The following is a 22,706-nucleotide window of genomic DNA, read 5'->3' as shown; positions in this document are numbered from 1 at the left end:
TTCTTTTTGCGAACTGCCTGATAAAGCAGTAAAGTAAGAGAATAATAACTCCACATCTCCTATTAAAAACGGATGTCTTGCTGATTTAAGCAGGGGCGGCCGTTTCTTTGTGTGAGTATAGCTCTATCAATGCTGTGAATTGACGGTCATTTCGCGTGTAGCTATAATAGGAATATTGAGTTAATGAAAGGGGAACTAGCTAGAGCATGAAGAGACTAATGGGCTTTTTTATTACCGTGCTCGTTTTGACAGGCGTTATGGCATTTACTACTCCTGGACTGCTGGACAAGGTTAGACTTGGTCTTGACCTGAAAGGCGGATTTGAGATTTTGTATCATGCTGAGCCTATGGAAGCGGGAGCAGCATTGTCCCGAGCTTCTCTGCTGAAGACAGCGGAAAGCTTAGAAAAACGGGCGAATGCGCTCGGAACAAGTGAACCAGAGGTAACTACTGAAGGTACGGACCGTATCCGTTTGAAAATTGCGGGCGTAACGGATGAAGCCGAGGTTCGTAAAAAAATGAAGGAACCTGCAGTTCTGACTTTCCGTAGTGCTGCTGAAGGTGACGCTGAGGGAACTTACAGCAAAATCGAACTGGTAGGTAGTGATTTTGTTGAAGGTGCTGCAGAAGTTGGACGGGATAACCTGAATCAGCCAATCATCAGCATCAAGATTAAGGACAAGGACAAATTTGCAGAGATTACTAAACGTCTCTTAGGAAAGAATCTCGCAATTTACTTGGATGAGAACAAATTATCTGACCCTACGGTACAAGCAGTACTTACCGATGGCAGTGCTTCTATTTCGGGTAACTATACAATTAAGGAAGCACGTGAACTTGCAGACACTATTAACCTAGGTGCATTGCCACTGAAGCTGACGGAGAAATATTCCCAAAGTGTGGGTGCTACCCTGGGTAAGCAATCGCTTGATCAAACGATTCGAGCAGGTCTGCTGGCTTCTGTGATTATCCTTATTTTCATGATCGGAATGTATCGTTTGCCAGGTCTTTTGGCTAGTTTTGCCTTGCTCTTGCATACATGGGCGCTAATTGCGGTCTTCGTCTTCGCAGACTTCACCTTGACGCTGCCTGGTATAGCCGCATTTATTCTGGGTATAGGTATGGCGGTCGATGCCAATATCATTACCAACGAACGGATAAGGGAAGAAATGCGCAGTGGAAAAAGTATACTGTCCTCCGTTAAAGCGGGGAATAAATCCTCTTTCCGGACAGTAATGGACTCCAATGTGACTACTATTATTGTGGCAGCAGTTATGTTTGCCTTCGGTACAGGTGCGGTCAAAGGCTTTGCATTGGTGCTGATTGTAGAAATCGTGCTGAGTATCGCCACGAATCTTTATTTCTCCCACTGGTTGCTTAGCCAGCTTGTCAAAGCGGGTAAGCTGAACAAACCGAAGAGCTTCGGTGTTAAGGAGAGTGAAATCCGTGCGCTTTAAGAAAGAGCTTGATTTCGTACATTTGAGTAAATATTTCTATATTTTCTCTATCGCATTGACAGTAGCAGGATTGATTTTCCTGGCGACATTTGGCCTGAATTACAGCGTTGACTTTAAAGCTGGATCTAATGTGGACATCTCCCTTTCCAAGAATTTGAACTTGGATCAGGTTAAGACTGCAACTAGTGCAATCGATGTCGATCATGAACCAACGATCTCGTTTGGTGATCAGCGTGTGAATATCCGCTATGACGAAGTTCTTGATGAGGCTCAAGATGAAGCCCTAAAAGCTGAAATCCTTAAGCTGGATGACAAAGCATCATTTGAAATTAATACCGTGGACACTGAAATGGCAAAAGAATTGGCACGTAATGCTATTTATGCAGTTCTGATTTCTTGTCTGGGGATTATTATTTATGTAAGTATTCGTTTTGAATGGCGTTTCGCCGTGGCATCGATTGTGGCCTTGCTCCATGATGCCTTTATCGTAGTCGCGCTCTTCTCTATCTTCCGTTTGGAAGTGGATTTGACTTTCATTGTAGCGGTGCTTACGATTATCGGTTATTCCATTAATGATACGATCGTTATTTTTGACCGTATCCGTGAGAATTTACGTTTTGGTAAACAGAAAACTTATGAAGACTTGAAACACCTTGTGAATAAAAGTGTGGCTCAAACGCTTATGCGTTCTCTCTATACCGCATTTACCGTATTCATTGCGGCGTTCTTCCTGTTATTGTTCGGAGGCGAGTCGATTAAGATGTTCTCGCTTGCGATGGTAATCGGCTTGCTCTTCGGAGCTTACTCTTCCATCTTTATTGCCAGTCCACTCTGGTTAGTGCTTAAAAAGCGTGAGAAGGTTAAAGTGAAGAGCAGCCCGAATAAAGGTTAGAAGAAATTAGCATCGAAGTTCTACTTTTCTTATACGTTTAAGAAAGCCGCGTCAAATGCGACGCGGCTTTCGAAATCTTTAGGGTCATGTCATGTGTATTGAATCATCATGAGATTACTTGCTATTGGTAAGGAGGGCCTCGTATGAATAAAGAACGATCACCGCAAAGCGAGACGGTTGCTTGGACAGGGATCATTAGCGATGTTACTTTGGCAGTAGCTAAGGGGAGTTTTGGCTATATTTCAGGGAGCAAGGCATTAATGGGGGATGCTTTGTATTCCGGAGCAGACGCAGCAGCCAAACTGGCGGATATTCTTCCGTGGCGCTCTGAGCAAGGGAGAAAGAGTAAGCAACGGATCGAAGAACGGCGGGGCACTAAGGAGCCGCTGTTGGCTATACTTTTTTCGGTATTTATTCTTATGGGGGGACTGCAGATCGCATTCTCTGCAATCCGCGACTTAACGGATGGAAAATCATCTACACACGGACAGCTGGCGTTTGTAACCGTCTTAGTATCTATTGTTTTTAAAGAAGCTGTATTTCAATATCAATATCGCTACTTTAAAAAAATAGGTGATGGCAGTCACGCTGCATATGTTAATAGTCATCGTTTCAGCTTATATACATCTATCACAGTATTAGTCGGAATTTCGTTATCCATGGGTGGCACCTATTGGCATCCTCTATCTTATATGGATCCTATTGCCGCACTCTTAACCGGAGTTTTAATTCTTCGTAAAGGTTATTCACTCATTGCTAGCTCTATTAACACTAAAAATGCGCAGGAGCTTCCTTCGGAGGAAGCCGCTAATTTTATTGAAACGGTGCAACGTGTTCATGGCGTCATTCGCGTAGAACATCTGAAGGCACTTGAGCAAGGGAATTATGTGAATCTTCAAGTGAAGATCAGTGTGAATCCGCGGATTACGGTGATGGAAGCACAGGATATTTCGGAATGCGCTAGGAAGCTGCTGCAGCACCGGTTTGTTCATGTCGGTGAGGTGCATATGGACGTTGTTCCTTATGATCCCGGCTATCCGTACAAAAGCAATTATGAATTGCCGGATAATGATATTCCTACGTTGCTTCAGTAGTTTGCAAGGTGAGAGAAAGGTGAGTTCTATTGCTTTATTCAAAAACAAGATGGCAATCTCCGGCAGCCAATCCCGACACAGTTAGGGATATGGCCCGGAGCCTTTCTATTTCTCCACTCTTATCCTCACTATTAGTAAATAGAGGAATGAACACGCCTCATGAAGCTCTAAGCTTCATGGATGGCAGTGAGGAAGAACAGCATGATCCGTTCCTACTCAAAGGAATGGCTGAAGCGGTTCCTAGAATTAGAAAGGCTTTAAAAGATGAAGAACATATTCTTATTTATGGCGATTATGATGCCGACGGGGTGTCCAGCACAGCACTTATGATTCATCTGCTGCGCTATTTAGGCGCTTCCTTTGATATTTATATCCCACACCGCTCTAATGAGGGTTATGGGCTGCATAATCATGCCCTGGATTGGGCTTTACAGCAAGGTGTCTCCTTAATCATTACAGTAGATACTGGCATTAGCGCTTATCATCAGGTTGCTTACGCTAATGAACTGGGGATCGATGTGATCGTTACGGATCACCATGAACCCCCTGAGCTTTTGCCAGAGGCCTATACGCTTATTAATCCCAAGCTGCCAGACTGCCCTTATCCGTTCAAAGGATTAGCGGGTGTAGGTGTGGCTTATAAGCTTGCTCAGGCTATTCTAGGGGAAGAAACTCCCACAGAATGGGCAGAGATTGCAGCGATAGGAACGGTTGCGGATTTAATGCCGCTGCTTGGCGAAAACCGTGAGATTGTTAGAAATGGCTTGGAAAGTATGCGGCATTCAAGTTTCCCGGGGATTCGTGCCTTACTCGCTGTCAGCGGTGTGAACATGAGCACTGTGAGTGCGGTCAATATCGCTTTTGGCATGGCGCCGCGCATTAATGCCAGTGGTCGCCTGGACCATGCTGGACGGGCTGTGTCCCTCCTCACTACCGAGCATGCGGCTGAGGCAGAGCAGCTAGCTGGAGAGCTGGACCTGCTTAACAAAGAACGCCAATTGGTGGTAGAAAGAATTGTTGTTGAGGCTACTGCCAAGCTGGAGCAGATGACACAGGGTGGCGAAATCCCAGACATCATTGTTCTTGCTGATCATGGCTGGAATGTAGGTGTGGTAGGTATAGTGGCTTCCAAACTGCTGGAGCGTTATTATCGGCCTGTGATCATTCTGGATATACATCCAGAGACCGGAATGTGCAAAGGTTCTGCTCGCTCCATTCCTGGACTTGACATCTACGCTGCACTTTCTTCTTGTTCTGATTTAATGGATCATTTTGGAGGTCATCCAGCCGCTGCGGGAATGAGCCTGCATCGGGATGGATTAGAAGCCTTTGCTGCAGCATTAAACGAATATGCGTCCGGGGTGTTAACGCCAGAGCATTTCGTTCCTGTTGCTTCCGCTGATGCAGAGGTGTCAATCTCAGATTTATCACTGCAGACCGCGTTAGAATTGGAAAGGCTTGCACCATTCGGAATGTCTAATCCGTTGCCGAAGTTTATTATTCGTGGGGCTACCGTGAAAGAGACACGTACAATGGGCCAAGATGGAAAACACCTGAAGATTGTATTGCAGCAGGGGAAAAACAGCATTGAAGCCTTGGCGTTTGGTAAAGGCGCTTTATCCAGGCTGCTACCGGCGGGTACTACGATCAACGTGTTAGCTGAGCTGTCGATCAATGAATGGAATGGCTCACGCAAATCACAGCTGATGCTGCAGGATTTATCTGTGCAGGATGCTCAGTTATTCGATCTTCGTGGTGCTGCTGACGCCGTACGGCAAGCCGCACATATTAGAGAACTACTTCTTCCTTATAGTGGTGCGGGTCCGTATCGAGCTGCTGCAGTGTTTCAGAACGGACGTAGTACGCCTGCAAGTGAATTGATAGGAATGTCTTTATGGGTATATGATAAAGAAGCTGGCATTAGCGCTGCTGTTAAGGATGAGCCCCTTCAGGAATCAGGGCATGTCTCCCTGTTATGCTTACTGGATATGCCGGAGACTCCTGAACAACTGGATGCGCTGCTCGAAACCTTCCCTAATGCTGATAATATTGCGTTATTGCATTCTATCAAGGATGGCCGAGAACGACTTATTACTCCGACACGGGATCATTTCAAAATACTATATAAACTGTTGGCTTCGATCACCTCAGTTGCAACACCTGAGAACGAAGTTTTGCTGCGGTTAAGCCGCCAGTCCTCGTTAAGTATCCGCATGCTTAACAACATGCTTGATGTGTTTGAGGAGCTTGATTTTATTAAAAGAAGTCAGGGAAGTGTGGCGTTTATTACTCAGCCAGTAGCTAAAAGTCTGACAGCATCGAGTCATTTTGTCCGACTGGGACAGATGGCGGAAATGGAGCAATACTTCATGGAGGGCAGCCTGTCAGAGTTACAGGACTGGATGTTATCGCGTCGTTTAGGCGTATCATAATCCATGCAAATATGAGCTGCTGAGCGTACCCAACGGTGTATAAAAATGCAACGCTCAATATAACAAAACGTATGCTTACGAAGCAAGTTTTGTCGATCTGAATCAAAGCAGCTATGCTAACAAAACTTATAGGAGATGATAAATTTGGATTTTAAAGATAGTATTCGTGTGATTCCTGATTTCCCTAAAGAAGGTATTAGTTTTAAAGATATCACCACATTGCTTAAAGACGGGGAGGCTTACCGCCAAGCGATTGACGCGTTGAAAGCTCTCGTAGCGCACTTGGAAATCGACGTTATCGCTGGACCAGAAGCACGTGGCTTCGTAGTTGGAGCACCTCTTGCTTATGCGATGGGAGTAGGTTTTGTGCCGATTCGTAAAAGCGGCAAGCTTCCATATGAGACTATAGAGGTAGGTTATGATCTTGAGTATGGCAAGGACACACTTGCTGTTCACACGGATGCTATCAAGCCTGGTCAAAAAGTATTGATCGCTGATGATTTATTGGCAACTGGTGGAACCATTGCTACTTCGGTTAACCTTGTAGAACAGCTTGGCGGTAAAGTGGTAGGTGCTGCTTTTCTGATTGAACTGGTTGAGCTTGCTGGACGTAATAAGCTTTCTGGAGTTGAAGTTCTTTCCTTGGTGAATTACGAGGATTAATCTTGTAAAGTTTGTCTTTTCCCGGGAAATAAACGGGGATTCGGCTCTCGAATTATGCTGAAAAGTGCAAAGACGCAAAGTGTGGAAGTTAAACATTAATTGGAAAATGTAAGATAATAACAGCAGCTGTCTGCCTTTTGGCGGAGAGTTGCTGTTTTGTATCTGAGTCAATAAAAAAAGCTGCCCAAGTCCATAAATGGACGTTGGAGCAGCTTTTTTAAAATTCTATTTTTTATAACCGATTAATGGGCAGTTTTATCACTTTCTCCGCCTTCATTAGACAATCCGAGCACTTCAATGAGTTTGAAGAACAGAGCCAGAACGATACCAACAATTGTAGCCAGCGCCATACCACTTAGTTTAACGTTGCCCATGGTAAGGGTTGTACCACTGATTCCGACAACGAGTACCAACGTAGCCATGATCATGTTAGTAGCTTTGGAAAAATCAACTTTTTGCTCAACGAAAATACGTAATCCGGAAGCCGCAATTACACCGAACAGCAGCAGGGATACACCGCCCATTACAGGGGTTGGAATATTAGCGATAACAGAGGAGAAAGTACCAGAGAATGAAAGCAGAATAGCGATCACCGCTGCGCCGCCGATTACATATACCGAATATACTTTAGTCAACGCCATAACCCCGATATTTTCACCGTAGGTTGTATTTGGAGTAGAACCGATAAAACCGGAGATAATTGTAGATATCCCGTTCCCCATCAGGGAGCGGTCAAGTCCAGGATCTTTTGCCAAGTCTCTTCCGACAATATTGCTTGTTACAAGTAAATGTCCAATATGCTCAACGATAACAACTAATGATACCGGGATAATAGTGAATATTACATTCCAATCAAATGAAGGAGTAACAATGGAAGGATGCGCTAAAAATTTTGCATTAGAGATAGCAGCGGTATCCACCATTTTCAAAATATATGCTAAACCATAACCAGTGACGATACCAATAAGGATGTGAATGATTTTTGGAAAACCGCGGAAGAGTACAGCTCCAATTACAGTTACACCAAGCGTCACCATAGAAAGTGCGATTGTTTTGCCATCTGGCGTCCAGTCTGCAACTGCAACGCCTTCAGGAGCAATAAGTCCTGCCATTCGTGCGGCAACAGGTACAAGTTCAAGTCCGATCGTAGCTACGATAGCTCCCATTACTGCTGGAGGGAAAACAACATCAATCCATTTGGTTCCTGCATAACGAATGATCAATGCCACGAGCACGAATATAATACCAGTGACGATAAAAGCACCCAAAGCAAGCGAGTATCCTTTCATGTGATCATTTGGGTAACGACTGAGTACTGATAATACCGGTGCAATAAAGGCAAAGCTGGAACCAAGGTACGCAGGGATTTTACCGCGACAGATCCAAATGTACAGCAATGTACCGATACCATTCATAAGCAAAATCATTCCAGGGTCGACCCCGAACAAGTTAGGCACTAGCACTGTACTGCCAAACATGGCAAACAAATGCTGGAGACTTAATAGAAAGCCTGGGCCCCATGGAAGTTTTTCGTTAACTTGAATTTCGCGTTGCAATGGAGTTCACTCCTCTTTCTTATCTGATATTATGTTGTCCGGCGAAAATCCGCCTTTACTAGATTAAATAGAACTTGGCTTTTTTACAACAACATTTTCACAAGTGTTATTAATTTGTCCGAATTTAATTACTTTTACTTCTGGAATCCCATGAGATGGCAAGTGTTGACGTAATCCTCCTTAAGCCTCATAATTATAGACAACTTTGAATAAGGGCGTAAGTAAGCTTGGACAAATGAAATGATTGGAACCTGCAGATTTTTGAACAGTTGCGGGTTCATTTTATTATAGAAAGGAATCGGATACGACGAGAATGGGCATTGAGCGATTAATTGATAAGGCTGGCGCCTATATAAAAGATAAAGATCTTCTCCGCATCCGGGAAGCTTATGAATTTGCCGATCAGGCTCATCACGGGCAGATCCGCAAGTCGGGGGAGCCATACATTCTGCATCCGCTGGCGGTGGCAGATATTGTCGTCAATATGCAAATGGATGTTATATCTATTGTTGCAGCGCTTTTGCATGATGTGGTGGAAGATACGACGGTCTCACTGGAACAAATCCGCGCTAAATTTGGCGATACCTGCGCAATGCTTGTTGACGGCTTAACGAAGCTGGAACGCATTCGCTTTCGCTCAAAGGAAGAGCAGCAGAACGAGAATTACCGTAAAATGTTTATTGCTATGGCTCAGGATATCCGGGTTATTGTCATTAAACTGGCGGACCGTCTGCATAATATGCGAACGTTAAAATACCAATCTGAAGAGAGCCAGCGCCGTATTTCTTATGAGACGTTGGAGATTTTCTGTCCTGTAGCTGACCGGCTGGGGATTTCCGCGATCAAGTGGGAGATGGAGGATATTGCGCTTCGTTACTTGAACCCGCAGCAGTATTACCGGATTGCTAATCTGGTGCATAAGAAGCGGGCCGAGCGTGAGCAATTTATCGACAGCGTAATTGGCCGTATTCGTGCCAAGCTGGATGAAATGGGCATTGAAGGTGATCTTTCCGGCCGCCCGAAGCATATTTACAGTGTTTATAACAAAATGAGCACAAAAAACAAGCAGTTTAATGAAATTTATGACCTGCTGGCCATTCGTATCATTGTGGATAATATCAAGGACTGTTATGCAACCCTTGGAATTATTCACACCTTATGGAAGCCAATGCCGGGGCGTTTTAAAGATTATATAGCTATGCCAAAAGCCAATATGTATCAATCTCTGCATACTACTGTGGTAGGACCAGGCGGAGAGCCTACTGAGGTGCAAATTCGCACCTGGGAAATGCACCGCACGGCAGAATACGGGATAGCCGCACACTGGGCATACAAAGAAGGCAGCAGTAATAATGCTAATCCGGAGAATCGGATGCCTTTCTTTCGCGAAATATTGGAGCTGCAGCATGAAGCTAAGGATGCCGAAGAGTTCGTAAAATCACTGAAAATGGATTTTTTCTCAGACCTGGTGTTTGTATTTACTCCTAAAGGTGAGGTTATTGAGCTTCCTGCGGGTTCTGTGCCTCTTGACTTCGCGTTCCGCATTCATACAGAAGTGGGCAATCGTACAATTGGTTCCAAGGTGAACGGGCGGATCGTGCCGCTTGATCACAAGCTGAAGACGGGCGATATTGTTGAGATTTTGACGTCTAAGCATTCTTACGGACCTAGCCGTGACTGGCTCAAAATTGCACAATCCTCTCACGCAAGAAGCAAAATTAAGCAATGGTTCAAAAAAGAAAAACGTGAGGAAAATGTCGAAAAAGGTCGCGAAGCGATTGAACGTGAGCTGAAGCGCCTGAATGTCGAAGTTTCCGAGTGGATTTCTGATGAAAAACTATTGGAAGCTGCGAAAAAATTTGCCTTTAATGATGTAGAGGATATGTTGTCTGCCGTTGGTTTTGGTGGGATTACCGCTTCGCAAATTGCCTCCCGCTTGACGGAGAAGCTGCGCAAGGAGCAGGAAGAAGCTGCTAATCACTTGGAGCTTACTTCAGAGATGAAAGAGATCAAGTCTTCCGGCGAGAGACGTAATCAACCTACCAATGGTGTTAGTGTAAAAGGAATTGAAAACTTACTTGTTCGTTTTGCACGATGTTGCAACCCGGTTCCGGGTGACGACATTGTAGGTTATGTTACACGGGGCCGGGGCGTATCTGTACACCGCCAGGATTGTCCTAACATTCCGGGTGAAGGTGACGGAGAAGAAGCAGCTAGAGTGATTGAAGTGGAATGGGAAGGCACGATGGAAGCAAACTACAGTGTGGATATTGAGATTACAGGCCATGATCGCAATGGACTGCTCAATGAAGTACTGCAGGCAGTGTCCGAGAGCAAAACGAACATTTCAGCGGTCACTGGGCGCTCTGACAAGAATAAGATGGCAATGATTCATATGACCATCCTTATTCGTAATACGGAGCATCTGCAATCCGTTGTAGATAAAGTGAAACGAGTCAAAGATGTATATACAGTGAATCGGATCATGCAATAAGGCAAGGAGCGAAGTAGTGCGATGAGAGTTGTAGTACAGCGTTGCAAGGACGCCAAAGTAACCGTGGATGAGACAGTGACCGGAGCGATTGGCAATGGCCTGATGCTGCTTGTCGGCGTTACCCATGAAGATACGGAGAAAGATGCCAAATATTTGGCGGATAAAATAGCTGGACTGCGTATTTTTGAAGATGATGCTGGCAAAATGAACTATAGTGTCACGGATACTAACGGAGCTATTCTTTCAGTGTCCCAGTTTACTTTATACGGAGATTGCCGTAAGGGAAGACGGCCGAATTTCATGGGAGCTGCAGCTCCTGCGGAGGCCGAGCGTCTTTATGATTATTTTAATCAAGAGCTTAGAGCTGGAGGTCTTCAGGTGGAGACGGGCATATTTGGAGCGATGATGGATGTGTCGCTGACCAATTGGGGCCCAGTTACTCTCATTCTGGATAGCCGCAGCTAACGAAATAGAGGATGTCGAAGATTGCTTCTGGCCGGAGCTAACTTTCGACATCTTTTTTTTATGCGGATAGAGCTTCTTTGGGCTGGATAAACTAAATGCAGGCAGATATCACGCATAAGGCAGGGAGTTTAAGAATGAGACAATCACAGAAGGCATGGGTATGGAGAAGTATCCCGGCACTACCGGCTGGGAGTCCTATGGAAGCCTGTGCATTAGCCAAAAAGCTAGAAGGCGAGACCGAACCATTAGTAATCAAAGGAAGAAGCCGCAATCTCTTGCCGCGTACCTGAAGCGGGTGGAAAAGGCGGCTTTTTCGGTGTTGTGAATGAAGCCTATTTTCCGATTAAAGGTTAGAAAGCATCCTCATAAGGGTAATAGACCACAAGAAAGAATAATAAGAACATCATTAATTGCTAAAGACAGAGAGGAGAAACTATCACATGAGTAACGTTGCTTTCTTACTGGCTAATGATTTTGAAGATTCTGAAATGAAGGTTCCTTATGATGAAATTATAAAGGCAGGACATCAAGCTGACATTATTGGTTTGAAAAAAGGGGAGACCCTGCTGGGTAAAAAGAAAGAAGTCTCCTACGCAGCAGACAAGGCGATCGCCGATGTTCGAGCAAGTGATTATGACGCGATTGTCATCCCGGGTGGTTCTTCCCCCGAGAATTTACGGCAAAATGCCGATATTTTGAAGTTTGTAAAAGAAGCAAATGAAGCAGGCAAGCCTATCGCCTCTATTTGCCACGGACCGCAAATTCTGATCAGTGCAGACTTGCTTAAGGGACGCACCATTACCTCTTATCCTCCGCTGAAGGATGATGTTGTGAATGCCGGCGCGGAGTTTAAGGATGAGGAAGTAGTGGTTGATCGCAATTACATTACTTCGCGTACACCAAAAGATGAGCCTGCATTTGTTCGTGAAATATTGAAGGTCCTGAAATAAATAAGCAATATTTAAATAAGAGTCTTATAATCCAAGGAGGTAATGGCAATGAGCAGAAAAATCCAAGCGTATTTCAGAACTGAAAATGAAGCAGAAGGCGCAAAAACAGCATTGATTAGCTATAAGGTGGATGGCTTGGAGGTTTGGCCACTCACGGACCCTATCGGCAATGATCGTAATATTCTGTTTCCAATCATTCCACTGGATAGTGCATCTGTAGTCGCAGGCACAACTGGAACGCTTGGAACGGCTAGCACACCTGCAGCTGGAGCTATGCTGGTTCCTGGCATTGCCGCCTCCGACACTCGGGCTGACCCTGAAACGCATTATAGTGTGAATGAAGATCAGGTTAGTGCGAACGTGGCAGAAGGAGATCTCGAAGATGGGGATTTAAGTGAACTTCGTTATGTGATGGAGCTAAGTATAGCAGAAGAGAATTATAATGAAGTTGTGGAAATCCTCCGGGGCAAAGGAGCTTATGTTGAACAATTCGAATAGTATTCTATTAAAAATAAACCGCTTTCATGGAATGTAATATAATCGTAATATTACGTACATGATTCCTTAATATAGCGTGTTTATAATAAAGGCATGACCCCCTTTTTAATAATATATGATGATGGACCTGCAGCATTCGGCTGCAGGTCATTTTTTTTGTTACAATATAATTGCTGAATAAAAAACTCGGAAGCTGTCAAAATTTATACTAGGCATCCTTTTTACTACCTTGACTTTAATGCAGTAGTTCAGTAGAATATTAACAATATACGATTTTATCATATGGTTTTGATGACGGGACCAAGTAATTCGAGAACCCACAACTCCAGAGAAGAATCCCTTGTCGATTCGGATGACATCTACTTAAGTGGATGATGAACCGGTATCGCTTGGCTGCAAGGATTCTGTTGATGAGCGAATGAATGACCTCCCCGAGAACGTACGGCGAAAGTGGGCAGTGTTGATTGCCGCGATCAGTAGCCGTTTACGCGTAGGCGGGCGTTAACCGCTTTGAGCGGCTTCAGTATATTTTTACTGATCCGGAATGTGGGTGGTACCACGTGGTGTATTATTGGTTATGATAATCCCTCGTCCCTGTTTTTTTATAAAACAGGGCGAGGGATTTTTTGCTTTTTCTGCAATAGAAACAGATGAAGAGAACAGCTTTAGAGGGGTTATTTTTTAGGAGGGATAGACTGTGGCTAAAGAAAGATTCGAGAAACCAACAGGAACGCAGGACGTGCTTCCGGGTGCTGTGGAGAAATGGCAGTATATTGAGGGGAAGGCCAGAGATTTATGCCGCCGTTTTAACTACCGGGAAATTCGCACACCTATGTTTGAGCACACAGGGTTATTCGAACGTGGAGTAGGCGAAACAACGGATATTGTGGAAGGCGAAATGTATACGTTCAAGGACAAAGGCGACCGTGATTTGGCTCTTCGTCCAGAAGGAACGGCTGGTGTCGTGCGGGCTTACGTTCAGAACAAGCTATACGGTGAACCTGATGTAAGCAAGCTGTATTATATCGGACCTATGTTCCGTTATGAGCGTCCGCAGGCCGGAAGATATCGCCAGTTCCATCAGTTTGGGATTGAGGCGTTTGGGGCCGTGGATCCGGCTATTGATGCAGAAGTAATCTCTATGGGCTATCAATTCTATAAGGATCTAGGTCTTAAAAATGTAAGAGTGGAGCTTAATTCCGTGGGTAATGCATCAAGCCGTGCGGCTTACCGGGAGAAGCTGCTGGGATTCCTTAGACCGATGAAGGATAACCTCTGTAGTGACTGTCAGCGTCGAATCGAGCGTAATCCGCTTCGTGTGCTGGATTGCAAGGTGGATCAGGATAAATTTACAGATGCCCCTTCTATTTTGGACAGTTTGGATGATGAATGCATAACTCATTTTGAGAAGGTTAAGATGCATCTCGACATTATGGGTGTAGAGTTCACGATTAATCCTCGTCTTGTACGTGGTTTGGATTATTACACGCATACTGCGTTTGAATATAAAGCAGCTGGCATTGGCTCTATTGATACCGTAGGCGGCGGAGGCCGGTACAACGGTTTGGTTGAAGAAATCGGTGGACCCGATCAACCGGGTATTGGTTTTGGGATCGGGCTGGAGCGTATTCTTCTTATTCTGGAGGATCAGAAGGTAGAGCTGGAGACTGCGAAGCCACTGGATGTGTATTTTGTAGCTCTTGGCGAAGAGGCTGACATTGAAATCTCCAAGCAGCTATACTTTCTGCGTAGCCAAGGGTTCTCGGCAGAACGCGACTACCTCGGCCGGAAGATGAAGGCGCAGATGAAGTCAGCTGACCGTATGTCGGCACGTTATACTGCGATTCTTGGCGAAGACGAGTTGAAGAATGGTGTAATTGCGCTGAAGTCGATGAGCACAGGGGAACAGCAGACTGTGAAGCTCGAAGAGCTGGCTCAGGCGTTGGTATAGAAGAAGACTTTTTAAGTAGAAATGTATTTTTAAATAAAAAGGGGAATGGTGAATTATGCAAAGAAGTCATAACTGTGGGCAATTAACACCAGAACATATTGGACAAACGGTAACCTTAAACGGATGGGTCCAGACCCGCCGCGACCTTGGGGGCGTACTTTTTATTGACCTGCGTGACAGAAGCGGTATTGTGCAAGTTGTATTCAACCCGGACTACTCCGGCGAAGCACTGCAAATTGCAGATAAGGTTCGCAGTGAGTATGTTTTGGCTGTCAAAGGAAAAGTGGTTAAACGTGATGAAGAAACCATTAACCGCAATCTGCCAACAGGTGAGATTGAAGTTCAAATTACAGATATCGAAGTGCTGAACACTGCTAAGACTCCTCCATTCTTTATCGAAGATGGAGTGGAAGTAGACGAATCTCTTCGCCTGAAATATCGTTACCTGGATCTGCGTCGTCCAGAAATGCAAAAAACATTGTTGCTACGCTCGAAAGCTTCTAAGATTTTCCGCGATTTCCTTGACAGTGAAGGATTTATTGATGTAGAAACACCAATCCTAACTAAGAGCTCACCGGAAGGTGCGCGTGATTATTTGGTGCCAAGCCGTGTGCATGAAGGCGAATTTTTCGCATTGCCACAATCTCCACAAATCTACAAGCAGCTATTGATGGTGGGTGGCATTGAACGCTATTATCAAATTGCTCGTTGTTTCCGTGATGAAGATTTGCGTGCTGACCGCCAGCCGGAATTTACACAAGTGGACATTGAGACTTCATTCCTGTCTCAGGATGAGCTGCTTGGCATGATGGAGAACCTGATGCAACGTCTGTTTAAAGAAACTGTAGGAGCGGATATTCAGCTTCCATTCCAACGTTTGACTTATGCTGAGGCTATGGGCAAATACGGTTCAGACAAACCTGACCTGCGTTTTGGATTAGAGCTTGTAGAAATGAACGATATTGTTGCCACAAGTGGCGTAAAGGTATTCGCTTCCGTGATCGAAAAGGGCGGAGAAGTGAAATGTCTAAATGCTAAAGGCTGTGGGACTTGGACTCGTAAAGAAATCGATGATCTCGGACCTTATGCTGCGCGTTATGGAGCGAAAGGTTTGGCTTGGATTCAAGTGAAAGACGGCGAGTTCAAAGGGCCGATTGTCAAATTCTTCACTGAAGAAGAAATTGCCGCTGTGAAGGAGCGTACAGGCGCTGAAGAAGGCGACCTACTGTTGTTCTCCGCTGATACCAAAAAGGTTGTAGCGGACGTTCTAGGTGCCCTTCGTGTCAAAATCGGACGTCAGCTGGGTCTGATCGACGATAACGTGTTCAAGTTCGCTTGGGTGACTGACTTCCCATTGCTTGGTTATGATGAAGATCAGAAACGTTATGTAGCAGAACACCATCCGTTCACTCGTCCACGTGAAGAGGATCTGCATCTGTTCGACACAGATCCAGGTGCAATTCGTGCACAAGCCTACGATATCGTTCTGAACGGTTATGAAGTAGGCGGCGGCTCCATGCGGATTTACAAACGTGAAGTACAGGAAAAAATGTTCCAAGCTCTCGGCTTCTCAGATGAGGTTGCTTACGAGAAATTTGGTTACCTGATGGATGCGTTCGAATATGGTACACCTCCACATGGTGGTATTGCCTTCGGTTTAGATCGTCTAATCATGCTGCTGGCGGGTCGTACAAATCTGCGCGAAACCATCGCATTCCCGAAAACGGCAAGTGCAACGGATCTGCTTATGGATGCACCTTCGGCAGTAGACGGTTCACAATTGGAGCAACTGCATATTAAGCTGGCTCTTAAACCAAAAAAAGAAAAAGAATAATTAAATAAAGCGGGCGAGGCAGATTTCTGCTTCGCCATAGCTTTTGAAGGAGGCTGACCTCATGCTGCATCAGTTCTCACGTACGGAACTGGCGATCGGACCGGAAGGTCTGGAGATTATGAAGAACAGCACAGTAGCGGTACTTGGTATCGGCGGTGTTGGCGGTATGGCTGTTGAGGCATTGGCTCGTAGCGGGATCGGCAGACTGATTCTGATTGATAAGGATTCTGTCGACATTACCAATGTGAATCGGCAGATTCACGCACTTACTACTACGGTTGGGCAAAAGAAGGCCGAACTGATGGTGGATCGCGTGAAGCTGATTAATCCGGAATGTGAAGCGATTGCGCTGAACATGTTCTATACGGAAGAAACCTATGAGGAACTGTTCAAGCTGAAACCGGATTATGTGATTGATGCCTCGGATACGATTATCTACAAGGTCCATTTGATTAAAGAATGTCTGTCACGTGGAATTCCTATGATCTCAAGCATGGGCGCTGCCAACAAAATGGATCCTACAAGATTCCAGGTAGCGGACATTTCCAAGACAACGTATGATCCGATTGCCCGTGTCATTCGCCAGAAGCTGCGTAAGGATGGGATTAAGAAAGGCGTGAAGGTGGTCTTCTCTACGGAGCCGCCAATGAAGCCACGTCAGGATGTTACGGACAAGATTGTTCCGGAGAATGCGCCGGATCGACGTAAAGCGAAACAACCGCCAGCCAGCAATTCATTTGTTCCACCAGTAGCCGGCCTAATCATGGTCAGCGTTGCCGTGCGTGATTTGCTTGAGGCTGGAGGCGTCAGCTTGTAAGTGAATCGCTGAGCTGAGGCTGTTTCAATTATAGATATAGGATTAGAGTAATGGACAAAAGGGCGAGTAGCTGGAATCCGGCTGCGTACGCCCTTTTGTTGTCGTTAACAGGCGGGCTCTGCAATAAGCAGGCCATAAATAGGCATAATAGCTGAACCGGGATGAACGGCTGATTATAAGATTTATAATCCGGGTAATATCCGCCTGCGGAACTTAATATCAGTGGAGGTTTTTGTACATGAAATCGAATTTTTGGCGAAATAGTGTGGGGCTTGCGCCTGAGAATGACTGGAAACGGGAATGGGCTGCAGGGATTCTCTCCTATTTTGCTTCGGTTTATATTGTTATGGTGAATGCGACGATTCTCCATGACGCGGGGATGCCGCTTAGACCGGCAATGGTGGCTACACTGTTGACCGCAATTACCGGCTGTCTGCTGATGGCTTTCGGCGGGAAGACGCCTATCATCGTGGTTCCCGGGATGGGGATTAACGCATTTTTCACTTATACGCTTGTTCATTCCATGAAACTGGACTGGAGAGAGGCGCTTACTGTAGTCGTTATAACAGGCGTGTTATTCGCTATCGTGGCCTTCACATCACTTTATCGTATTCTTAGTGAGGCAATTCCCCAAAACCTGCAGCATGCCATTACAGTCGGTATAGGGCTGTTTCTGACTTTTATAGGGCTGCAAAAGAGCGGGATAGTGATTGCCCATCAGACTACTTTTGTTGCCATAGGACATTTTAGTGATCCTGCAGTTATTACATCCTGTGTGACTTTATTGCTGGCTTTAGTGTTATTTATCCGGGGAACTAACGGCGGCCTGCTGATAAGTATGCTGGTTGGTACAGGACTAGCCTATCTTCTGGGAGCTGCACATGCACCGGAAAAACAAGCTTCAGGGCATGTATTCTCAGGTTATGGCGGCCTATTTTTCGGAATGGACTGGAGCGGTATTGTGAGCCTTGTGTTCTGGATTGCTGTATTCCTGTTATTGTTAATCGTTGTATTTGAAAATATCGGTCTTGTAGCCTCACAGACGATGATGGCAGGCCGTCCAGAACGCTTCAAAAGCAGCCTGCGTGCGCTCTCGCTTGCCAATATCGCCGCGGGTCTTTTCGGAAGCAGTCCAGTCGTGGCCGCTGCAGAATCCAATGCAGGAATAGCTGCGGGCGGGCGTTCGGGTCTCACCTCGCTGGTGACAGGGCTTCTATTCGGGGCGACCTTCTTATTCCTTCCGTTGTTAACCTATATTCCCGATAGTGCGATCGCACCGATCCTGATTGTGATCGGCGGACTTATGGTACAGAATGTGCGTGAGATGGACTTGAGTGATTTGACCGAGCTGTTCCCGTCTTTTCTAATCATGGTTATGATTCCATTCACCTATAGCATTGTGGATGGTATGGCTTTTGGTTTTATTACCTACCCAATTGTGAAGCTGGCGCTGGGCAAAGGGAAGGAAGTTCCACCTGCGCTGTATGGGATTGCTGGTTTGTTTGTAGCTAACTTTATTTTGCAGGCTGTGCTATAGTGCGGCATCCAGTTTCTTTGATTACGAGGGAACTGTTGTTCACTAATCAGCTCTATTAGCCAGCGTTGAAATCAAAGGTATAAATACCGTCGATTGGAGCTAAATGCGCGTAGACGTCGAAATCAAAGGTATAAATACCGTTGATTGGAGCTAAATGCGCGTAGACGTCGAAATCAAAGGTATAAATACCGCTGATTCGAGCCGAATACGCGTAGACGTCGAGATCAAAGGTATAAATACCGTAGATTCGAGCTAAAAGCGCGTAGACGTCGAAATCAAAGGTATAAATACCGTTGATTGGAGCTAAATGTGCGTAGACGACGAAATCAAAGGTATAAATACCGTTGAATGGAGCTAAATGCGCGTAGGCGACGAAATCAAAGGGAAAAATACCGTTGATTGGAGCTAAATGCGCGTAGACGTCGAAATCAAAGGTATAAATACCGTTGATTGGAGCTAAATGTGCGTAGACGACGAAATCAAAGGTATAAATACCGTTGAATGGAGCTAAATGCGCGTAGAAGTCGAAATCAAAGGTATAAATACCGTAGATTCGAGCCGAATACGCGTAGACGTCGAGATCAAAGGTATAAATACCGTTGATTGGAGCTAAATGCGCGTAGACGTCGAAATCAAAGGTATAAATACCGTTGATTGGAGCCGAATACGCGTAGACGTCGAGATCAAAGGTATAAATACCGTAGATTCGAGCTAAAAGCGCATAGACGAAGAAATCAAAGGTATAAACACCGTTGATTGGAGCTAAATGTGCGTGTACGCCGAAACCAAAGGCAAAAATGCCTTTGATCCGTGCTAAATGTATGTAAGCGCCGAAATCAAAGGCAAAAACACCTTTGGTGTGTCCTAAATATTCGACGCTTGTGCGAGCTAAGGGGCACCAAAGGGTTTTAGGTTGGAGAACTTATAAGTTTAGTCAAATCATTTGAAAGATTTGGTATTTAAGTGCTGATTGTGCTACAATGGGTATCCTTTTGCGTGAGAAATGGACGTAGGAGCATGAAAATTTAAGCTCGATAAACTTTTAGGAGGTAACTGAAATTGGAAGACAACTTTCAAAGTGCCTATCAAGAGGAAGAAGACAGGCTGAATCAAGCGCTTACTGAAATTGACACTTTGCTGGAGAAGCTCCAGCAGACACCAGTGTACACGGGACATGACTATACGGAACAGGTGCTGGAAGCGAACCGTGATCAGAAGCGCAAAGATCTTGCCAAGCTTAGGCAGGAGCCTTATTTCGGACGGCTTGATTTTCAAGGCAATGATGAGAATGAACGGAAGGCACTCTATATAGGCAAAATCGGCGTAGACCGTGAGCAGGTAAGCGACCGTCCGCTAGTCATCGACTGGCGCGCACCGGTAGCAAGCCTGTTCTATTCGTTTACCGGCGGTACCGAGCCAGCCTCCTATGAAGCTCCTGAGGGATTGATAGAGGGGCTGGTATACCTCAAACGCAACGTCGTGATTCGGAAGCAAATTCTGGAGCGGGTCGCGGATACGTACAATCGGGAAAGCGATGCACCGATAGTATCAGATGAGTTTCTCGTCTATCGACTTGGGGAGAATAAGGATAATCGCCTACGGGATATCGTATCGACCATACAAGAGGAGCAGGACAAGATTATCCGTGCTGCCAAGAATACAGCGCTGATCATTCAGGGCGTGGCAGGAAGCGGTAAAACAACCGTTGCACTGCACAGGCTTGCTTTTCTGCTGTATCAATACAAGGATCAGGTTTCTGCGGAAAAAATGATCATTTTTGCACCAAACCGGATGTTTTTAGATTACATCTCGGATGTATTGCCTGAGCTCGGGGTAGGTAATATTGCTCAAAGTACATTTCCGGATTGGGCAGCTAATGTACTAGGACTGGAATTGCCGGAACAGGATGCGACGGAGACGATGAACCGCTGGTTCGAAACCCCTGGCGGCATGCCGGTAATTACAGAAGAGACACCAGGGCGCTTCAAGGGTTCCACGGTGCTGATGGGAATCATAGAGTCCAGCATCAAGCTATTGGAAAGCAGCTCCGTACCTGAGGGTGATTTTAGCCCGTGGGAGGGTGCGGTGCTGCGCCGTTCTATGATTTTGCGCTGGCATAATGAGGAGTATGCTCCCTATCCTCCAGCTAAGCGCAAGGAACGGGTAATGGCGCGGATTCATCGCTGGATTGAGATGGAACTGAAGAAGAGCCCTTCAGCTGCTGCTATGAAGGATCGCAAGAAAAAAGGCGCGCAGCGAGAGAAGGCTTATAGTGCCAAATGGCCTAAATATGATCCATTAACGATCTATAAGCAAATTTTCCGAGCAGCTAAACTTCCTGAGGATTGGCCGATTGAACCGCCTGAGGAAATTCCGGCAGCTGTACTGAAGGAAACGGCAAAAGAGCTGAAAAAAGGCATCATACGTGAAGAGGATTTACCTCCGCTGCTGTATATCCATTATCTTTTGAACGGTGATGAGGGCGTTACTCGCTTTGACCATGTAGTAATCGATGAGGCTCAGGATTTTTCACCTTTCCAAATTGCCGTTCTGGATTTATATGTGCGAGGCCATTCCTTTACGATCCTGGGTGACCTCTCGCAGGGTATACATGCCTATAAAGGCGTACACGCGTGGGAAGAGATGCAGACGTTGTTTACCCCTGAGAACACGGCTTATCATGCGCTGACACGCAGCTATCGTTCTACTATGGAAATTATAGACTTCGCTAATGGAATTCTATCTTCAGGTGTGGAAAGCTCATTGCTGGCCGTTCCTGTGTTTCGTAGTGGAGATCCCGTGCGTATGATCGCCTACGGCGAGGATAACGGGAAGCTGATAGCTGATGAGCAAGCTCGCTTGCGGACAATAACCTCTGCACTGAAGTCTCTGTCAGGAAGGGAATACCGTACGGTGGCTGTCCTAACAAGAAATCTTCATGAGGCTGCAGAACTATATGCGGAGCTGTCACAGCATTTTGAAGATATTCATCTGATTGATGGCAGTATGACGCAATATCAGGGTGGGCTATCGGTGCTGCCTGTCTATTTATCAAAAGGTTTGGAGTTCGATGCAGTGATCTTAGCAGATGCCGATCAAGACCATTACGGAGCGACGGCTTGGGACGCGAAGCTGATGTATGTCGGCTGTACACGTGCTCTCCATGAGCTGTGGCTGCTCCATAATGGGGAAGTTCCTTCCTATGTGCAAACGGCGGCTGGAAGCGATTCTGAGGGGGAGTAAGACTGGTGGAGAATGGTTATAACTGTTCTTGGTCTTGTAACTCCCCCATAGGTATGGCTTAATAATAAGTGTCCGGCCGGGCAAGAACACTTCTGGAAGGAGGCTGATTGAAATGATTTCAGTATACGAGGTGGTTTCCGTTTAAGACGGAAACCTGCTTAAAGCGAGGAGGCCTTATGGCCTCCTTATTACTAACATAAGAAGTACCACACTTATCCATAAGAACGAAATTTATGAAATCGAATGTAGACGCTACCAAAAGGTTTTTATATAATGAAATTACGGATTTTTCCAAATATGAGGAGAAGAAAGGAGGCAGGTGACGTGATTATAACTAAAAACTTAGTTGACCGACGCATAGGGACACACCTGTTGAAGGAGGAAATGCAAGTTGAGTTATGTAAATGGGAAGGATGTGCTCCCCCCTGGCTTGCTCGAAGAGCTTCAGGGATACATCCAAGGTGAACTGCTCTACATCCCAAAGAGGACGGAAGAGCGGGTTCGATGGGGCGAGAACAGCGGTTCGAGGAAAGAAATAGCGAACCGGAACAAGGAAATTTTCAGTTGTCATCGAAGCGGTGATTCCGTAGCAGAACTTCAGAAGAAGTACCATCTATCGGAAGAAAGCATTCGTAAAATCATATCAAAAATGCGGCTGGCAGTAAATTGCTAGCTTGCAATTCAAGCATAAACGCCTTTGGCGTCCCTATAAGGACGGTAAGCGTTATGCGAGAAATCATAAGGATAAAGTATAGCGTGAAACCTATACTTTCTTATATTTTGAAAAAAGAGCATGGCTCCCGCCTTTCTAAGACGAGATCAT

The 22,706-nt window shown here is 45.6% G+C and carries 18 protein-coding genes; 17 read left to right on the top strand and 1 reads right to left on the bottom strand.

The window, feature by feature from the left end:
• Positions 1 to 206 precede the first annotated feature (206 nt).
• The 5 genes from secD (at position 207) to NYE72_RS24070 (ending at position 6,538) form a co-directional block, all read left to right on the top strand.
• On the top strand, positions 207 to 1,457 hold the full coding sequence (gene secD, locus NYE72_RS24090; protein WP_036677653.1) for a protein translocase subunit SecD: 1,251 nt from the start codon (positions 207 to 209) through the stop codon (positions 1,455 to 1,457).
• Positions 1,447 to 2,349: a protein translocase subunit SecF gene (secF, locus tag NYE72_RS24085; protein ID WP_052097271.1), complete on the top strand. Its 903-nt coding sequence runs from the start codon at positions 1,447 to 1,449 to the stop codon at positions 2,347 to 2,349. Before secD ends, secF begins: the two co-directional genes overlap by 11 nt.
• 143 nt (positions 2,350 to 2,492) lie before the next feature.
• A complete protein-coding gene (locus NYE72_RS24080) occupies positions 2,493 to 3,443 on the top strand; it encodes a cation diffusion facilitator family transporter (RefSeq protein ID WP_036677651.1) in 951 nt (316 codons plus the stop codon).
• 29 nt (positions 3,444 to 3,472) lie between these two features.
• Complete coding sequence (recJ, locus tag NYE72_RS24075) at positions 3,473 to 5,875, top strand: single-stranded-DNA-specific exonuclease RecJ (protein ID WP_038572989.1); 2,403 nt, start codon at positions 3,473 to 3,475, stop codon at positions 5,873 to 5,875.
• Between the two features lie 144 nt (positions 5,876 to 6,019).
• A complete protein-coding gene (locus NYE72_RS24070; protein ID WP_036677647.1) occupies positions 6,020 to 6,538 on the top strand; it encodes an adenine phosphoribosyltransferase in 519 nt (172 codons plus the stop codon).
• A 242-nt stretch (positions 6,539 to 6,780) separates the two neighbouring features.
• On the opposite strand, the gene uraA is transcribed toward NYE72_RS24070, so the two are convergent.
• Entirely contained in the window at positions 6,781 to 8,094 is a 1,314-nt protein-coding gene (uraA, locus tag NYE72_RS24065) for a uracil permease (RefSeq protein ID WP_036677645.1), read from the bottom strand.
• A 313-nt stretch (positions 8,095 to 8,407) separates the two neighbouring features.
• On the opposite strand from uraA, the gene NYE72_RS24060 reads away from it, so the two are divergent.
• From NYE72_RS24060 to NYE72_RS24005, 12 genes are all read left to right on the top strand, one after another.
• Positions 8,408 to 10,588, top strand: a complete 2,181-nt coding sequence (locus NYE72_RS24060) for a bifunctional (p)ppGpp synthetase/guanosine-3',5'-bis(diphosphate) 3'-pyrophosphohydrolase (protein WP_036677643.1) — start codon at positions 8,408 to 8,410, stop codon at positions 10,586 to 10,588.
• Between the two features lie 21 nt (positions 10,589 to 10,609).
• Positions 10,610 to 11,053 carry a D-aminoacyl-tRNA deacylase gene (gene dtd, locus NYE72_RS24055; RefSeq protein ID WP_036677641.1) on the top strand — a complete coding sequence of 148 codons (444 nt, stop codon included), beginning with the start codon at positions 10,610 to 10,612 and terminating at the stop codon, positions 11,051 to 11,053.
• A gap of 134 nt (positions 11,054 to 11,187) precedes the next feature.
• Positions 11,188 to 11,343, top strand: coding sequence for a hypothetical protein (locus NYE72_RS24050; protein WP_155288183.1), 156 nt, complete (start codon positions 11,188 to 11,190; stop codon positions 11,341 to 11,343).
• Positions 11,344 to 11,493: 150 nt separating this feature from the next.
• Positions 11,494 to 12,003, top strand: coding sequence for a type 1 glutamine amidotransferase domain-containing protein (locus NYE72_RS24045; RefSeq protein ID WP_036677639.1), 510 nt, complete (start codon positions 11,494 to 11,496; stop codon positions 12,001 to 12,003).
• A gap of 48 nt (positions 12,004 to 12,051) precedes the next feature.
• Positions 12,052 to 12,501 (top strand): hypothetical protein, encoded by a 450-nt coding sequence (locus tag NYE72_RS24040; RefSeq protein WP_036677637.1) that lies wholly within the window; start codon positions 12,052 to 12,054, stop codon positions 12,499 to 12,501.
• A gap of 367 nt (positions 12,502 to 12,868) precedes the next feature.
• Positions 12,869 to 13,006 (top strand): hypothetical protein, encoded by a 138-nt coding sequence (locus NYE72_RS24035; RefSeq protein WP_155288182.1) that lies wholly within the window; start codon positions 12,869 to 12,871, stop codon positions 13,004 to 13,006.
• Positions 13,007 to 13,198: 192 nt separating this feature from the next.
• A complete protein-coding gene (gene hisS / locus NYE72_RS24030; RefSeq protein ID WP_076098993.1) occupies positions 13,199 to 14,452 on the top strand; it encodes a histidine--tRNA ligase in 1,254 nt (417 codons plus the stop codon).
• A gap of 55 nt (positions 14,453 to 14,507) precedes the next feature.
• Positions 14,508 to 16,286: an aspartate--tRNA ligase gene (gene aspS, locus NYE72_RS24025; protein WP_326046904.1), complete on the top strand. Its 1,779-nt coding sequence runs from the start codon at positions 14,508 to 14,510 to the stop codon at positions 16,284 to 16,286.
• Positions 16,287 to 16,347: 61 nt separating this feature from the next.
• Positions 16,348 to 17,103, top strand: coding sequence for a tRNA threonylcarbamoyladenosine dehydratase (locus NYE72_RS24020; RefSeq protein ID WP_036677632.1), 756 nt, complete (start codon positions 16,348 to 16,350; stop codon positions 17,101 to 17,103).
• A gap of 238 nt (positions 17,104 to 17,341) precedes the next feature.
• The gene (locus NYE72_RS24015; protein ID WP_339210587.1) at positions 17,342 to 18,640 is read left to right on the top strand and encodes an NCS2 family permease; all 1,299 of its coding nucleotides are present in this window, start codon (positions 17,342 to 17,344) and stop codon (positions 18,638 to 18,640) included.
• A 1,059-nt stretch (positions 18,641 to 19,699) separates the two neighbouring features.
• The gene (locus NYE72_RS24010) at positions 19,700 to 21,883 is read left to right on the top strand and encodes a UvrD-helicase domain-containing protein (RefSeq protein ID WP_076141543.1); all 2,184 of its coding nucleotides are present in this window, start codon (positions 19,700 to 19,702) and stop codon (positions 21,881 to 21,883) included.
• A 391-nt stretch (positions 21,884 to 22,274) separates the two neighbouring features.
• On the top strand, positions 22,275 to 22,556 hold the full coding sequence (locus NYE72_RS24005; protein WP_036677625.1) for a CD3324 family protein: 282 nt from the start codon (positions 22,275 to 22,277) through the stop codon (positions 22,554 to 22,556).
• Positions 22,557 to 22,706 lie beyond the last annotated feature (150 nt).

Origin of the sequence: Paenibacillus sp. FSL L8-0333 (assembly GCF_037965665.1) — a bacterium.
GTDB lineage: Bacteria > Bacillota > Bacilli > Paenibacillales > Paenibacillaceae > Paenibacillus_AQ > Paenibacillus_AQ odorifer.
Note: the sequence above shows the minus strand (reverse complement) of the source record. Positions and strands in the feature narration are given on the sequence as shown.

Excerpts from the sequence above, each read along its gene's own strand:
- secD (WP_036677653.1), top strand. The coding sequence starts at position 207 with ATGAAGAGACTAATGGGCTTTTTTATTACCGTGCTCGTTTTGACAGGC.
- NYE72_RS24080 (WP_036677651.1), top strand. The coding sequence starts at position 2,493 with ATGAATAAAGAACGATCACCGCAAAGCGAGACGGTTGCTTGGACAGGG.
- NYE72_RS24060 (WP_036677643.1), top strand. The coding sequence starts at position 8,408 with ATGGGCATTGAGCGATTAATTGATAAGGCTGGCGCCTATATAAAAGAT.
- dtd (WP_036677641.1), top strand. The coding sequence starts at position 10,610 with ATGAGAGTTGTAGTACAGCGTTGCAAGGACGCCAAAGTAACCGTGGAT.
- NYE72_RS24050 (WP_155288183.1), top strand. The coding sequence starts at position 11,188 with ATGAGACAATCACAGAAGGCATGGGTATGGAGAAGTATCCCGGCACTA.
- NYE72_RS24045 (WP_036677639.1), top strand. The coding sequence starts at position 11,494 with ATGAGTAACGTTGCTTTCTTACTGGCTAATGATTTTGAAGATTCTGAA.
- NYE72_RS24040 (WP_036677637.1), top strand. The coding sequence starts at position 12,052 with ATGAGCAGAAAAATCCAAGCGTATTTCAGAACTGAAAATGAAGCAGAA.
- aspS (WP_326046904.1), top strand. The coding sequence starts at position 14,508 with ATGCAAAGAAGTCATAACTGTGGGCAATTAACACCAGAACATATTGGA.
- NYE72_RS24020 (WP_036677632.1), top strand. The coding sequence starts at position 16,348 with ATGCTGCATCAGTTCTCACGTACGGAACTGGCGATCGGACCGGAAGGT.
- NYE72_RS24015 (WP_339210587.1), top strand. The coding sequence starts at position 17,342 with ATGAAATCGAATTTTTGGCGAAATAGTGTGGGGCTTGCGCCTGAGAAT.